Genomic DNA, 14,138 nt, shown 5'->3' with positions numbered 1-14,138 from the left:
CCACGCGTCTGCGACTGTCGAATGACTGTATTTGACCACGCTAGGGACAGGTGCGACCCTGGAGTCTCACTCGCTGAATAACCGTTGATATTCCGCCGTTCCTGGAGGACGTGACGTGGTCAGCGAGCGTTAGTGACAACGGGCTCCGGGGAGTGGGCCTGTTGCGAAATGGCGTGGCTCCGCAGCTCGGGGCTCGGTGTCTTCGAGAATGGGGTATGGCGAGGGGGTGCCGGCCGGTCGATCGGGATCAGCAGTACTTGTTGCCTCCGGATATGCGGGAGTGGTTGCCGCCGGGGCATCTGGTGTGGTTCGTGATCTCGGTGATCGATTCATTGGACATCAGCGAATTCGAGGCCGGGTCCCGGCTCGGCGGGGTGGGCCGGGCGGGGTAGGCGCCTCGGATGCTCCTGACGGTGCTGGTTTATGGCTACGCGATGGGGGTCAAGTCTTCTCGGCAGATTGAGCGGTTGTGCCGCAGCGACGTCGCTTTCCGGATTGCGTGTGCCCAGGACGTGCCCGATCACACCACGTTGTCCCGGTTCCGCAAGGACCGGGAGGATGCCGTGAGGGGGTTGTTCACCCAGGTCCTCCAGCTGTGCGGGAAGGCCGGTCTGGCCAAGCTCGGTACCGTCGCGATTGACGGGACGAAGATCGCCGCGAACGCCTCGGACTACGCGTTGCGAAGTGAGAAGTGGTTGCGTGAGGAGGTCGAGAAGATCTTGGCCGAGGCGGAGCAGGTTGGCGCCCGCGAGGACGCCCTCTTCGGTGATGCGCTCGGCGACGAGCTGCCCGCCGACCTCGCGGACCCGGTGACTCGGCAGGATCGGATCAAGAAGGCGCTGGCAGATATCGAGGCCGAGAAGTCGGCGAAGGTGGCCGAGCGCAGCGAGAAGGACAAGGCCAAGGCTCAGGCGTGGGTGAAGATGATGTCGGACCCCACCCTGCCTAGTTCGGAACGGGAGCATCCGGGCCGCGCGCCGCGGGGTGTCGATCCGGTGGTGGTGGCGCAAATGCGGCTCGACCGGGCGGTGGCGGCCCATCAGCAGAAGCTCGATAGCTGGGAGCGGCGCAAGGCTCAGGCCGCCGCCCTGGGCCGCACGCCCAGCGGCCGGGCCCCGGTGAGCATGGAGGCGTGCGTCCGGGTCGCCAGGGCGCGTGAGGCGCTGGAACGGGCGAAGGAACGCGCCGCTGCCGGGCCGCCCCCACGGGAGAGGCCGGGTGGGAACGCGAAGGAGTGGTTTCGGAACATCACCGATCCCGACGCCAGGTCCATGGCGACCCGCAAGGGTTGGGTTCAGGGGTACAACGCTCAGCTCGCCGTAAGCCAGGACCAGGTCATCCTCGTCGCCGATGTCGTGCAGAACCCTGCCGACAACGTCGCGTTCGTCCCGATGCTCACCGAGTTGGACGAGGCCGTCGGTGTGCTCACCGCCTGCGGGAGCAGTCAGACAGAAGTAGGCGTGGTGCTGGCAGACGCTGGCTACCGCAGCGTGGAGAACGTCACCGTGCCCGGGCCGGCGCGCCTGATCGCGACCGGCCAGGGCCGCGACGACGCACGCCGCGCTCGACAGGAGCCGACCAGCGGACCACCACCGGAGGGGGCGGATCCGTTAGAAGCCATGGACCACCGCCTGCGCACCCCAGAGGGCCGCGAGCTGTACCGGCAACGCGCGCCGATGGTCGAGGGCACGAACGGCCGGCTCGAAGACGTCATTGGGCTCAGACGCTTCTCCCGCCGCGGGCTCCGAGCGGTGCGTAGTGAGCTCCATTTCGCCGCGACCGTTCATAACATCCTCAAGCTGTTCAGGGCAGCACCCGCAATGGCCTGAATGGGCCACCGGGGGGCCGGCGCGGCCTGCCCCCGGAGCCCTCTTCCAGCGGCCGAGCGGCCGCCCCGCGGCCTAGAAACGCCCTACCGCCGCCGAAACACGGTTCGGAGGCCAGCTCTAACCGCAGCACCTCGCCACAAACGACAATGCACGCCAGCAAAGCGCGTCACGCCCGATTCACAACGTTCTCCACCTACACGCTCGACATCCAGCAACTGGTCGCTGTCCGGGCCCCTGGGATGGCGTTCGGTTATATGTTCGCCACGCTGGCCGGTGCCCTGGTGGCCGTGGAGGTCGATGGTCGTGACCCGGGTGCTTGCGCGAATCCGACAGCATAGGAGCGCGTGACCATGATGACACCGGGGAAGACCGCCCCCCGCATCTGCCCCATTCGCTCGCGAGGCCTGGCGATCATCTCATGCCCAAGTCGGGGGCGGGCCATCGGGATCAGCCCTACGCCGCCAGCGCGATCGTCAAGCCAAGCGAGGCGGCTCCTAGCCCGGCGGTCACGGAGAGCAGCGCATTCAGGGGGCTAAGGACGTGGACCTCGGTCAATGTCCAATGCCGAGGTCGGCGAGCAGGGTGGCGGCCAGGCGGATTCGAAGTGCTTGTAGCAGCCCCGACCCTGCGGCTCGCGCGGTGGCAGGCCGCCCACGACGGCCTGGTCGGAGACCAGATCGGCCCCTACCAGCCGCCCAAGAAAGCGGCCGTGGTGCTCGAGAGCCTGCTCGACCTGCGCCCCGCCCTGGCCCGCACCGGCGACTTGGCCCTGGTGGAGACATGAGGGCGGCCGAGCTACGACAGCGCCGCGCGGCGCGAAGCGTTCGCCGCCGACCTCGAGCGACGTGGCATCGACGAGGAGACCGTCGCCGCCCGTATGACGGCCGACGTCAGCCAGGCCACACACCCGTCCGAAGCCGTGAAGGCCGCCGGCAAGAAGGCGCCCAAGGCGCGAAAGAGCCGAGAAATCAACCAGCGCCAGCATGAGCTCAGCCGCTAGCCTCGGTGTTTCATGCAGCCGGCGGGCGTGGTCCGGTGTGCCGGGTTTGACCGGTTCTGGCCTCGTGGTGGAGGCCGTGGCATTGGAAGGGCCCGGCTGTCGCGCCGGGTGGGCGGGGTTCCGAGGTCCTTTAGGTCGGAGGGGCAGGGTCGGCGGTCAGCCGAAGGCGGTGCGTATCCGGCTCCAGCCGGTGGCGATCGCGGTGGCCCAGCGCCAGGTGGCGTCGATGCGCAGCCGTGTCTGCCGGGCGGCTTTGGTGATGCGGGCGGCGACGTGCAGGACGCGGTAGCGGAAGGCGGCGATCTCGCACCTGGCCAGCGCGGGGTCGCCTGGGAAGGCGATGAGCTTGGTCCAGGCGATCAGGTCGGTGGCCATCAGGACGACCTCGAGCCAGGCGTTGTTCTCGTTCCAGGCCCGGCACGGCAGGTTCCGGAGCCCGGTGGCCTTGGCCTGGCGGATGCGGTCCTCGACGCGGGCGTGCTGACGGTGCCGTAGTTCGAGGCCGGCGATCTGCCCGGGGACGACGCCGGGTGGGGTGTCGGTGAGGAACGCGGTGATCCGCATGCCGTCGACGTCGGTGAAGGTCAGCTGCGCCCCGGGATGGGGCCGTTCCTTGCGCAGGATCAACCGGGAGCCCTCGGGCCAGGCCGTCAGGTCGACGGTGTCGGTGACTTCGGCGACCCAGGCGCCCTCGCGCAGCCCGTCGGTCTCGATGGCCCGGTGCCAGCACCGCTCGGGGATGGCGTCGACGATGTCCTTGATCCGGAAGTCCACGGGGAACCCGAAGGAGAACCCCACCCCCTTCTCGCGGCACGCGGCGGCGAACGTGTGGGTGGCGCCGGCGGAGTCCGACCGGGCCAGCACCCGCGGACCGTCCGCCTCGCCGGGGCGGGGCCGGGCATGCTCGGGCAGCGCGGCCAGCGCCATCTGGAGCACGGCGACGTGGTCGGCGGCAGTGTTCGACCCGGCGTTGCCCTTGCGCAGCAGCCCAGCGAGTGCCTCCCCGCCAGCGATCTCCGGGCGGTCGAGGAAGGCCAGCAGCGGGTGGAATCCGAAGGTGCGCTTCCAGGTCGCGGCGGCGTTCTCCTTCTCCGAGTGCGCGATGGTGATCGTGGCGTCGAAGTCGATCCGCAACTCCTCGGAAAGGTCCGGGCCCGCCCCGGCGGCCCACGCCCGCTCCCGGGCCGCCGCCCGGGCCGCGCGCACCGCGGGCAGGTGGTCGGCGTCGACCCGGTCCAACACCCGCCACACCGTCGGCATCGAGGCCACCGGCCCGAAGACGTCCTGCCGGTCCCCGAGGACGGCGATCCCGCTGATCGCGTCCGCGCCGTCGGCGACCGCGACCGCCAGATCGGTCAGCACCCGCCCCGGCGCGTGGATCGGCACCCCCCGGTAGGTGTCCAGCAGCGCGCCGTCCACCGCCTGGACCAGGCCGGTGTACCCGGCCAGCTCCCGCAGCATCCCCACCCCGGCGTGGGACACGACGCCCTCGCCGTCCGCGCTGACCTTCAACCGTCGCAGCGACCCGTTACGCTTCACCCGGAAAGTGCCTCTCTGGAGCGACTACCTGGACTCTCGACAAGCCCAAGTTTTCCGCACCAGACGGGCACTTTCCGCTATCCCGGCACCGTGTCATCAGCGACCGGCGTGAAAGGCCGAGGCTAGGCCCGCAACAAACTCGTCCTGAAGGACGCACCTGGTATGTCTCTACCGAGGTTGTGAACCGTCCTCGGCTGCCACGACGGGGTTGACCACCTGGCTAGCAGAGGGTGGTCCTGTCTCCGGGAACGCGGAGGACCTGACGACCCGGGTCAGTCGCGTGGGAACGCACGCACCGGCCCCACCACGGCCAGGCCGACGCGGTCCCCGGGCTCGGGTGGCTGCAGGCCGACGACGCGGGCCCGGACCCCCTGCGCTGATGAATTGTCGGTCAGGTCCAGTTCCACCACGGCGTCGTGGCCGAAGTACGCGACGCTGCGCACGGTGGCATCCAGGTGGCCGGCGCCGGCGGGCGTCAGGGTGATCTGCTCAGGTCGAAGCATGACCTCCACGGCGCCACGGGGTACGTAACCCCGCACTGGCAGCGTGCCCAGTGCGCAGTCCACCCGGCCCTCGGTCGCGGTTCCGGGGACGAGGACGGCGTCGCCGAGGAACTCCGCCACTTCGGTATCGATGGGCTCGCCGTAGACCACCCTGGGCGGCGCTACTTGCCGGATGCTGCCGTTGCCGAGGATTGCGACCTCGTCGGCGAAGGACAGTGCCTCGGCTTGGTCGTGCGTGACCAGGACGGCTGTGGCGCCGGTGGCGCGCAGGGCGCGGGCGGTTGCCTCCCGGGTGGCGGCGCGCAGGGCGGTGTCGAGCGAGGAGAACGGCTCGTCGAGGAGCACGAGCCCCGGGCGCGGGGCGAGGGCCCGGGCCAGGGCTACGCGTTGCTGCTGCCCGCCGGAGAGCTGGTCGGGCCGCCGGTCGGCGATCTGGGCGGGGAGGCCCACGAGGTCCAGCAGCTCGAGCACGCGATCCCGGTGCCGGCGCCGCGGCCACGGGAGCCCGAAGGTGATGTTTCCCGCGACCGACAGGTGGGGGAACAGCCCGCCCTCCTGTCGGACGTAGCCGACGCCACGGCGCTCGGGCGGCACCCACACGCCCGCACCGGCGACGGTGCGGCCACCGATGACGGCCTGCCCCGAACGTGGCCGCAAGAAGCCGGCGATGACCCGCAGCAGCGTCGTCTTGCCGCTTCCCGAGCCACCCAGGACCGCCGTCGTGGTGCCTTCCGGCACGACGAGGTCCACCTCGTTGAGGACGGCCTCCCGACCGTAGCCGGCCGTGACGGCCCGCAGCCGGACCTCGGTCATCGCTCCTCCAGGATCTGTCGCCGCAGCAGCATGGTCAGGGGCACGGACAACGCGATCATGACGGCCGCATAGGGGGCCGCGGCGGCGTAGTCCAGCTCGCCGGTCTCTCTCCAGAAGGCCAGCGCGAGGGTGTCGGTCCCGGTGGGGGCCAGCAGCAGCGTGGCGGTGAGCTCGGTGCTGACCGCGAGAGCCACGAGGACGAACCCGGTGAGCACCGACGGCCCCATGAGCGGAAGGACGACCCGGACGAAGGTCGCCGGGCCGTGAAGGCCGAGCGAGCGGGCGGCCTGGGACAGCTCCGGCGGTGCGGCGGCAAGCCCGCCGCGCAGCGAGACCATGGCGCGGGGCAGGAACAGGATGGCGTAGGCCAGGATCGTCAGCCAGCCGGTCTGGTAGAACGGTCGGGCCCAGTCCACGGCGAGGGTGACCAGGGCCAGGCCCACTACCACCCCGGGAAGGGCACTGGCGAGGTAGGTGGCGCGCTCGAGCAGCATGGTCAGCGCCGAGCGGTGCCGGTTCAGCAACCACGCCCCGGGCAGGGCGGCCAATGTGGTCGCAAGTCCGCCGAGGAACGCCAGCCCCAGCGTGCTGACGGTCACGCGCAGCAGGTCGACGCCCAGCTCATCGGCGGTGCCGAGGGCGGAGAGCAGCCAGCGCGACACTGTGGCGACGGGGACGACGAGAGACAGGCACACGACCGCGGTCAGCAACAGTAGGGCGGGCACCGTCCAGGCTCCCAGGGCGAGCCGCGGAGCGGGACGCTGGGCCCCGGAGCCGACCCGGGCCACGCGTCGGCGCCCGCGGGCGACCACCTCGAGCGTGAGCGCCAGCAGGCACAGCGCCAGCAGCACCGAGGCGAGGAGGCTGCCGGAGCTGTCGCTGAATCCGACGGCGTACCGCTGCATGATGGCGGTGGTGAACGTCTGGAACCGCATCATCTCCAGCACGCCGTACTCGGCCAGCAGGTGCAGCGCCACCAGCAGCGCCCCGCCGCTCAGCGCGGGCCGGAGGCGGGGGAGCACGGTGCGGGCGACGGCGGCGGCCGGTGACAGGCCCAGGGAGCGGGCCACCTCCTCGTCGGCGGGGTCGAGCGTGCGCAGCAGGGCGGCCACGGGCAGGAACACGAACGGGTAGTACGCCAGCGTGGTCACCAGGGCGGCACCGGCGAAACCGGTCAGCCACGGCGCCACGGTCACCCACGCGTAGGCGCTGACGAACGCCGGCACCGCCAGCGGGGCCAGGAGCAGGGCACGCCACAGCCCCGCCCACGGCAGGGCGGTGCGCTCCACGAGCCAGGCGGCGAGGGTGCCCACGACGACGGTGGCGGGCACCGTCACGACGACGAGCATGCCGGTGTGGCCCAGCAGCTCGCCGACCCGGGGTCGGAGCAGGTACTCGGCGGCACCCTCGGTTCCTGCGGACAGCGCATTGGCGAGCACCACCAGCAGCGGCAGGACGGCGAGCGCGGCAACCAGGGCGGCGGGGACCGCGACTCCTCGCGCCCTAGAGAATGCCAGCATCCGTCATCAGCGAGACGACCTCGTCGGAGTTGAGGGTGAACGGGTCGACCGGTGGCGCCTCGAGGTCATCCAGCGGGGGCAGCGCCGGGTCCGACTCGACGCCGGCGCCGACCGCGTACTCCATCGAGCCGCTGTCGAGGAGGACCTGCTGGCCCTCGGGGCTGGTGACGTAGGAAAGGAACTGCTGGGCCTCGTCGGGCATGTCGGACGAGGCGAGCACCCCGCCGGCGGAGAGGCTGACGAAGGCTCCGGGGTCCTGGTGGCCGAAGTAGTGCAGCGCCGTGTTGGCGCTGCCCTCCTTGTCCCCGGCCTGGTCGCGGTACCAGTAGTAGTGGTACATGATCCCGACCGGTACCTCGCCGGCGTTGACAGCCTTCATCGTGGCGATGTTGTTCTGGTAGACCTCGGCGTTGTCGGCCAGCGCCTCGAGCCAGGTACGGGTCTCGGCCTCCCCGCGGTCGGCCAGCATGCCGGCCACGATGGCCTGGAAGTCGGCGCCGCCGGGTGCCGCACCCCACCGGCCGCCCCATTCCGGGCGGGCGAGGTCCATGAGCGAGGTGGGCAGCTCGTCCTCGCTGATCTGGTCGGTGTTGTAGACGAGCACGGTCGACCGGGCGGCGATCGCCGTCCACAGGCCGGAAGAGGGTGCCATCCCCTGGCGGACCTGCGCCCGGGTCTCCTCGGCCACCGGCGCGAGCAAGCCGGCGCGCTCCACCACGGTCATCGCCGGGGAGTTCTCCGTCAGGAAGACGTCCGCGGGCGACGCCTCGCCCTCCTCGACGATCATGTGTCCCATCGAGGAGTCCTGGCCCTCGCGGACCTGGGTCTCGATGCCCGTCGCCTCTGTGAACGCCTCCGCCCAGGCCTCGGTGACGTTGCGGTGCTGGGAGGAGTAGACCTGCAGCGCATCGGGCTCGGCCTCGAAGGATTGCTCGCCCTCGCCCTTGGCGGCGCAGGCGGAGAGCGCCAAAGGAAGGGCCAGCAGGGCGGCGAGCAAGGGGTGGCGGTTCAAGGACACGAGATTTTTCCGTTTCGTCGGCTCGAGAGGGGAACGAGGTCCTGCAACCGCCGGACCGGCCGGTCGGCCAGGCGCCAGAACAGGCAGCCGGCGGCGATCGCGACGGCGGTGGCGCCCAGCGGCGTGGGGACGCGGTCGAGGATCTGGAACTGAATGAGGTAGACGTACAGCGAGGCGGCCGCGAGGAGGCCGATCACGGGCACCCACCGGCCGGGCAGGCGGACCTCCGGCACCAGCGTCAGCGCCGCGAGGCCGGCCAGGACGGTGGCATTGCGCACCGGGTCGTCGGGGAAGAAGGTCGCCCCGCCGAGGACGGCGACGGCGAGGGTGAGCAGGCGGCGCCGGCGGGTGTCGGCATGTGCCACGGCCGCGCCGACCGCGAAGAGCCAGAACGTCGTCGGCATGATTCCGCGCAGCACGCCCTCCCCGAGGTGGAGGACGACGAAGCGCGGCACGAGGGCCACGACCGCGACCGCCGCCGCCACACGCCAAGGGTCGTGGCGCCAGGACCGGGACAGCGCCGGCACCGACAGGACGGCGGTAAGTACCAGCGAGCTCGCGACCAGCGCGTCGACGAACCACAGCTCATTGCGGAACCCGTAGGTGACGTCGCCGACCATCCAGTTGGCCAGCACGACGTTGGCCCACCCGTAGCGCTCCTGGGCCACCATGCCGACCAGGGCCACCGCCATGGTGGGGACCGCGACCCCGATGAGCGTGCGGGCGGTCGCCCGCCACCGACCGCCCGCCGTGGGCGCCGACAGGCCGAAGCGGGCGGCGTTGAAGCCGGCCACCGCGAGCAGGGTGTGCGCGCCGCCGAGGATGCGGAACAGGTCGGCGTGTGAGCCGCAGATGATCACCACGGCGATCGCGCGCAGCAGGACCGAGGTCTCCACGGTGCGCCATCCGCGCCGCCCGCCGAGGGGGTCCTCGGAGTGCGCCCGCGCTTTTGACGCCGGGGAGCCGGCACGGGAGCGCCCCAGCTCCACCAGCTCGCCCAGGGGGCGGTGGTGCCAGCCGCGGGGGAGCGGGCCGATGAGGCCCTCGAGCCGGACGGAGGCTTGCACGTGGCTGAGGGAGTCCCCGCCCGCCTGGACGAAGGTGCGGTCGAGGTCGACGGCGTCCAGGCCGAGCACCTCGCCGACGGCGCGGGCCACGCGGACGGCGAGGGTGGGGCTGGCACCGACCGACTCGGCGGTGCGCAGCCGGGTCTCCTCGCACGCCTCCGGCGAGCCCCCACGCACGATTGCGGCACATCCCGGGCGGTCGACCTTGCCGTTGTCCAGGCGGGGCAGCTCGACGACGGCGACGGCCACCGCTGCGGGGCCGAGGCCCGAGGCCTCGCCGGCGAGGCGCCGCGCCCGCGCGGCAGTCTCGACGGCACTGCTGGCTGCCTCCGGCTCGACCGCCACCGTCAGGCCGGTGTCGTCACCGCCGACGCACGCGGTCAGTCCGGCGGACTCGAGGGCGCTCTCGACCGTGGCGAGGTCGACCCGCAGGCCCATCACCTTCACGAAGCCGGATCGCCGGCCGAGCAGCCGCAGCAGGCCGTCCGGCCCCACCCGGCCCAGATCGCCGGTGCGCAGCTCGTCCAGCATGGGGCCGACGGTGAGGTCGTCGGGGTGCTCGGCGTAGCCCATCATGATGCCGGGACCGCGCACCACCACCTCCCCGGCGCCGTCGGTGGCCTCCGGCACGGTGGTGTCGAGATGGAGGGAGGTGCCGGCCACGGGGCGTCCGACGGCGTCGGGGTGGTCGGCCACCAACGCCGGGTCGAGCACGCAGATGCGAGCCGTGGCCTCGGTCTGGCCGTACATGACGGCCAGCTCCCAGCCCTGCTCGAGGCCCAGGGCCGCGGTGCGGACCACGCGGTCCGGGTGCATCCGTCCTCCGGCCTGGGCCAGCAGGCGTAGCGCGGGGTGCGCCCGCTGCAGCACGCCGGTGGACTCCATGAGCTCGACCATGTGCGGCACGACCGCCAGCGTCGTGACCCGTAGGTCGTCCACCGCGCGCCACAGCGCCTCGTCCAGGACCGACCCGTCGTGCAGCAGCACGGAGCCGCCGGCCGCCAGGTGGGAGTGGAGCACGGACAGCCCGAAGCAGTAGTGCAGGGGGAGACTGGTGATCGCCCGATCGGCCGGGGTGATCCGCAATGCCTCGGCGATCGCGGCGGCGTTGCTGAGAAGGTTCCGGTGCGACAGCCGCACGAGCTTGGGCGAGCCGGTGCTGCCGGAGGTGCTCAGCAGCAGCGCAAGGTCCGGGTGAAGAAGGTGCCGCGGGGCCGGCGAGGTCACCTCGAACGGCTGCTCCACGTCGCCGGTCGCCGTGACGTCCGGCCGGTAGCGATCGAGGATGCCCGCCGCCGTGCGGGCGTCGTCGGCAGTCACCAGCGCCACGTGACCGGCCTGGAGGGTGGCCAGGTACGCCGTCACGCCTGCGACGTCTGGCCGCAGCGGCAGGTGCACGAGCCGCCGGCCGTCGTCGGCGTCCGGGAGCCGGCCAGCGAGGTCCCCGACGCGTGCACGCAGCTCCTCGTAGGTGAGGACGTCCCCGGACGCGGTGAGCAGCGCGGGCCGTCCCAGCACAGTAGGGTCCGCGGGCCAAGGCAGCAGCGTGCCGCCGGGGCGCGGAAGGATGGTGGGAGTCAGGGCGGCCACGACGGGTGAGGTTAGCCTTACCTATATACGGCACACAAGCGGGAGGTAAATCGGGTGGCTGTGGAGGTGTGGTGGTCCTCCCTCGCCGCGGCGCACCGCGACCTGCTCGCCCTGCTCGACGCCACGGAGCGGGCGCGGGTGGAGTCCCTTGAGCGTCCGGCTGACCGTGGCCGCTCCTTGGTTGGCGCCGCACTGCTCCGCGTAGCGGCCGCCGCTCACCTCGGGATGCGGCCAGACCAGGTGGTGGTGGACCGCACCTGCACCGAGTGCGGCGGAACCCACGGCGCCCCGCGGATCATCGGGCCCGGCGCGCCGGGGCCCTGGGTGTCCGTCTCGCACTCCGGCCTGCTGGTCGTCGTCGCCCTGAGCCCGCACGGGCCGGTGGGCGTCGACGTCCAGCGGGTGTCCGACCTCGCCGACCCCCGGGCCGCTCAAGACTGGGTGCACCGGGAGGCGGCGCTCAAGGCGCAGACGGCTGCACTGGCACAAGGGCATGCCGTCCCACGGCTGACTGCGGTCGAGGCGGATGCGGCAACGAGCGAGCTGCGACCACCGCTGAACGGCTACGCCGCCGCACTGACCACGCTCGGGGAATCCGACAGCCAGCACGTGTGTCGGCACTGGCCCCGCTGATGCGACAGCGACCCCCACCCCCGGCGCGCGTCCGCGCGCGACGGCTGCTCCCTCGCTACCGCTGACCCTCCGCCGACGCGAGCAGACGCCCGAGCAGGCGCCGGAGCTCGGCATGCCCCTCGGCCCCAGCACCGCGGTGGCTCTCCTCGATGCCGTTGACGGTGGCCTTGCCGGCGTCCACGGTCCGGCGCCCGAGCGGGGTGAGCCGGATGAGCTTCGCCCGCCGGTCGGAGGGGTCGGGCTCGCGCCGCACGTAGCCGAGCTCCTCGAGTTCGTCGACGATCTCGCCCATCGACTGCGGCGTCATGTTCGCGCCGCGGGCGAGGTTGCTCAGGCGGGAGCCATCAGGGCTGATCTGCGCGAACACGGCCAAGTGTCGCGGCTTCTGCGGATAGCCCGCACCCACGACGCACTCGACGATCCGGAAGCCGAACAGGCTGTACGCCTGCCCGAGCATCGCGATGGTGTTCTGGTCTTGCGGCGGCACGCTGCTCGGTTCTAAGTTGGCCTGACTGTCAGGGAACCTTAACGCCTCGGCTCCGGGAGTTCTCCTCGGCTCCGAAAGCCGTCCATCACCCGAAAGACCCTGAGCTTCTGGAGACCGCCATGTCGGACCAGCTCACCCAAAACCACACCGCCGGAGCAGCAACTCCAGAGGCCGTCCGCGGCCGCCCACGTCGCCGTCGGCGCCGTCTTCGGTCTCGCTTGGGGGGCGGGCCTGCGCGCCTACATGGCCGAGATGGCCGGGGCGCAGTCGACCTTCAGCTGGGGCGGGACGTTCCTTGCCATCCTCGTGCCCGCCGTCGTCACCGGCGCCCTGCTAGGCTGGGCGCAGCACCTGCGGCTCCTGGTCCTCGCCCCGTTGGCGCTCGCGACGCCCCGCTGCTCATGCCGGGTGCGCTCGTCGGCCTGCTCACCGCGGGTCTCGGGGGCGACGCCATCGCCTTCGCCATCATCGGCATCGGTGGCGGATTCGCACTCGCGGGACGGGGCCGAGCCGGCTGGCGCGCCTTGTGCGGCGTCGTCGTGCTCGTCCTGATCGCGGGCCTCGCGGCGACGCCGTCCGGCATCGGCGGGCCCGACCTGGCGCTCACCACCCCGCGAGGAGCTTGGGTCGCGGCGATCGGCCTCGCGTCCGGGCTCACCCTCGCCATCGCTTCCTCGATCCCGCTGCGGCGCACCCTCCGCGACGGGCCGACCGAGTAGCGGCCCCGGAGTCCCGAGCGGTCCTAGGTCCGGCACGAACGAGCACAGGATAAGCGAGCATGACGTCTGCAGGGTTCGCGCGCTGGGGCGGCCTCTCCGCAATCGGCTTCGCTGCCGCGGCTATTGTCGGCCTCGCTCTCTGGCTCACCGGTGCGGAGATGCCCGAAGCCCACCACTCCGCGGCGGATCTGGCCGAACGGGTAGTGAGCATCGATCGCGCCATCGCGGGAGCTTGGGTCCTCATTCTTGCAATGGTCATCCTCGCCGGATTCTCCTGGTGGCTGATGGCTCGGTATGGACACCGCTCGGCGCTGGTCGCCGTCGGCGCAGGGGAGCTGGCGCTGGCGGCCACGATCCATCTAGTGGAGAACCTGCTCGTGATCGGCCTCTACGACGGCATCATCCGGCCGATGGCCGCTTCGGGCGGGTCGGACAGTGCCGCCGGCGACGCACTCTGGGCCGTGGCCTCATCCGCGTCGGTGCTCGCTTTCGGTGTGTTGGGGCTCGGCGCGCTTATGACAGGAATGGGGTTCCTGCGCGACTTGGGCGCACCACCATGGTTCGGCTATTGGGGCGTGTTCACCGGCGTGCTCGGATTCGCTGCCGCATCGTCCGGGATCTTCGCTGGCCTGAGCTTCCTGGCCGGACCATTCAACCTGAGCATGCTCGCTTGGCTCATCGTGCTTGGCCTTCGGGCAGTGCGCAGCTCAGCGTCCTCGAGCGATACGTCGCATTCGACACCCGAAGCGTCGACATAACGCAGCGCGAACCCGTCCGCGGCCACGCCGCTGCGCGAAGTGGCCGGCGCGTTCTGGAGCGTCAACGCTGACACGCCGCCAGTCCACATCACCCGCCCCACCGAGCGGGGGAGGCGCGCTGCTCAACTCCAACGGGACTTGCGCAGGCCGCGGCTCGGATCCAGTGGGAGTTGCTCAACTTCAGTGGCACTCGACAGCGGGGGAGGGAGCCGGAGACTACGCAATGTCATAAGGGAGGTTCTCGGGCTCGGATATGAACGAGAGCTGCACCTGTTGTGAGAATCGCCCGTGGCTGCCGTTGCCTGTAGACCCCCTTGGCATGGGCTCAGAGGATTCCACGCGAGTTCCAGGCGTGAGCCCCGATTCCACGCGAGTTCCACGCGTCTGCGACTGTCGAATGACTGTGTTTGACCACGCTGAGGAGAGGTGCGACCCTGGAGTCAGCTCGCTGAGAACTATTGATATTTCGCCGTTTCTGGAGGCTACGACGTGGTCAGCGAGCGTTCGAGACAACGGACTCCAGGGAGTGCCTAAGCTTGCGAACCTCCGGGAGAATGTCGAGGGTTCGAGTCCCTCTAGCTCCATCACATGGTCGCTGCCTGGGAGAACGCACGCAGCGACCATTTGCTCGTCCCGAATTCGTTCGCAATGTGCCGCGACCG

Annotated in this window: 12 protein-coding genes; 6 read left to right on the top strand and 6 right to left on the bottom strand. The window is 71.2% G+C overall.

The window, feature by feature from the left end; translation table 11 throughout:
- The first annotated feature begins 401 nt into the window (after window positions 1–401).
- The 3 genes from ACF0H8_RS18505 to ACF0H8_RS18495 all read left to right on the top strand — a co-directional run bounded on the left by ACF0H8_RS18505 (window position 402) and on the right by ACF0H8_RS18495 (window position 2,829).
- Window positions 402–1,829 carry a transposase gene (locus ACF0H8_RS18505; RefSeq protein WP_395290326.1) on the top strand — a complete coding sequence of 476 codons (1,428 nt, stop codon included), beginning with the start codon at window positions 402–404 and terminating at the stop codon, window positions 1,827–1,829.
- Between the two features lie 604 nt (window positions 1,830–2,433).
- The gene (locus ACF0H8_RS18500) at window positions 2,434–2,613 is read left to right on the top strand and encodes a hypothetical protein (protein WP_395290325.1); all 180 of its coding nucleotides are present in this window, start codon (window positions 2,434–2,436) and stop codon (window positions 2,611–2,613) included.
- A 93-nt stretch (window positions 2,614–2,706) separates the two neighbouring features.
- The gene (locus ACF0H8_RS18495; RefSeq protein ID WP_395290324.1) at window positions 2,707–2,829 is read left to right on the top strand and encodes a hypothetical protein; all 123 of its coding nucleotides are present in this window, start codon (window positions 2,707–2,709) and stop codon (window positions 2,827–2,829) included.
- Between the two features lie 156 nt (window positions 2,830–2,985).
- Here the strand turns inward: ACF0H8_RS18495 and ACF0H8_RS18490 are convergent, their stop codons facing one another.
- The 5 genes from ACF0H8_RS18490 to ACF0H8_RS18470 all read right to left on the bottom strand — a co-directional run bounded on the left by ACF0H8_RS18490 (window position 2,986) and on the right by ACF0H8_RS18470 (window position 10,879).
- Window positions 2,986–4,368: an IS1380 family transposase gene (locus ACF0H8_RS18490; RefSeq protein WP_395290305.1), complete on the bottom strand. Its 1,383-nt coding sequence runs from the start codon at window positions 4,366–4,368 to the stop codon at window positions 2,986–2,988.
- A gap of 272 nt (window positions 4,369–4,640) precedes the next feature.
- Window positions 4,641–5,684: an ABC transporter ATP-binding protein gene (locus ACF0H8_RS18485; protein ID WP_395290323.1), complete on the bottom strand. Its 1,044-nt coding sequence runs from the start codon at window positions 5,682–5,684 to the stop codon at window positions 4,641–4,643.
- Window positions 5,681–7,204: an ABC transporter permease gene (locus tag ACF0H8_RS18480; protein ID WP_395290322.1), complete on the bottom strand. Its 1,524-nt coding sequence runs from the start codon at window positions 7,202–7,204 to the stop codon at window positions 5,681–5,683. The genes ACF0H8_RS18485 and ACF0H8_RS18480 overlap by 4 nt, the downstream gene beginning before the upstream one ends.
- Window positions 7,188–8,222, bottom strand: a complete 1,035-nt coding sequence (locus ACF0H8_RS18475) for an iron ABC transporter substrate-binding protein (protein ID WP_395290321.1) — start codon at window positions 8,220–8,222, stop codon at window positions 7,188–7,190. The genes ACF0H8_RS18480 and ACF0H8_RS18475 overlap by 17 nt, the downstream gene beginning before the upstream one ends.
- A complete protein-coding gene (locus ACF0H8_RS18470) occupies window positions 8,213–10,879 on the bottom strand; it encodes an AMP-binding protein (protein WP_395290320.1) in 2,667 nt (888 codons plus the stop codon). Before ACF0H8_RS18470 ends, ACF0H8_RS18475 begins: the two co-directional genes overlap by 10 nt.
- Before the next feature lie 54 nt (window positions 10,880–10,933).
- Here ACF0H8_RS18470 and ACF0H8_RS18465 point away from each other — a divergent pair, with 54 nt between their 5' ends.
- Window positions 10,934–11,512 carry a 4'-phosphopantetheinyl transferase family protein gene (locus ACF0H8_RS18465; RefSeq protein WP_395290319.1) on the top strand — a complete coding sequence of 193 codons (579 nt, stop codon included), beginning with the start codon at window positions 10,934–10,936 and terminating at the stop codon, window positions 11,510–11,512.
- A gap of 55 nt (window positions 11,513–11,567) precedes the next feature.
- Here the strand turns inward: ACF0H8_RS18465 and ACF0H8_RS18460 are convergent, their stop codons facing one another.
- Complete coding sequence (locus ACF0H8_RS18460) at window positions 11,568–11,999, bottom strand: MarR family winged helix-turn-helix transcriptional regulator (RefSeq protein ID WP_395290318.1); 432 nt, start codon at window positions 11,997–11,999, stop codon at window positions 11,568–11,570.
- A 401-nt stretch (window positions 12,000–12,400) separates the two neighbouring features.
- Between ACF0H8_RS18460 and ACF0H8_RS18455 the strand changes: the two genes are divergently transcribed.
- Window positions 12,401–12,718, top strand: coding sequence for a hypothetical protein (locus tag ACF0H8_RS18455; RefSeq protein ID WP_395290317.1), 318 nt, complete (start codon window positions 12,401–12,403; stop codon window positions 12,716–12,718).
- A gap of 59 nt (window positions 12,719–12,777) precedes the next feature.
- Entirely contained in the window at window positions 12,778–13,476 is a 699-nt protein-coding gene (locus ACF0H8_RS18450; protein WP_395290316.1) for a hypothetical protein, read from the top strand.
- The last annotated feature ends 662 nt before the right edge of the window (window positions 13,477–14,138 follow it).

This window comes from Georgenia sp. AZ-5 (assembly GCF_043952095.1).
Lineage (GTDB): Bacteria > Actinomycetota > Actinomycetes > Actinomycetales > Actinomycetaceae > Georgenia.
The sequence above is the reverse complement of the archived record's forward strand: the minus strand, read 5'-3'. Positions and strand labels throughout refer to the sequence as shown.

Coding starts and splice junctions, on each gene's coding strand:
- ACF0H8_RS18505 (WP_395290326.1), top strand. CDS start 402: ATGCTCCTGACGGTGCTGGTTTATGGCTACGCGATGGGGGTCAAGTCT.
- ACF0H8_RS18495 (WP_395290324.1), top strand. CDS start 2,707: ATGACGGCCGACGTCAGCCAGGCCACACACCCGTCCGAAGCCGTGAAG.
- ACF0H8_RS18485 (WP_395290323.1), bottom strand. CDS start 5,684: ATGACCGAGGTCCGGCTGCGGGCCGTCACGGCCGGCTACGGTCGGGAG.
- ACF0H8_RS18480 (WP_395290322.1), bottom strand. CDS start 7,204: ATGCTGGCATTCTCTAGGGCGCGAGGAGTCGCGGTCCCCGCCGCCCTG.
- ACF0H8_RS18455 (WP_395290317.1), top strand. CDS start 12,401: ATGCCGGGTGCGCTCGTCGGCCTGCTCACCGCGGGTCTCGGGGGCGAC.
- ACF0H8_RS18450 (WP_395290316.1), top strand. CDS start 12,778: ATGACGTCTGCAGGGTTCGCGCGCTGGGGCGGCCTCTCCGCAATCGGC.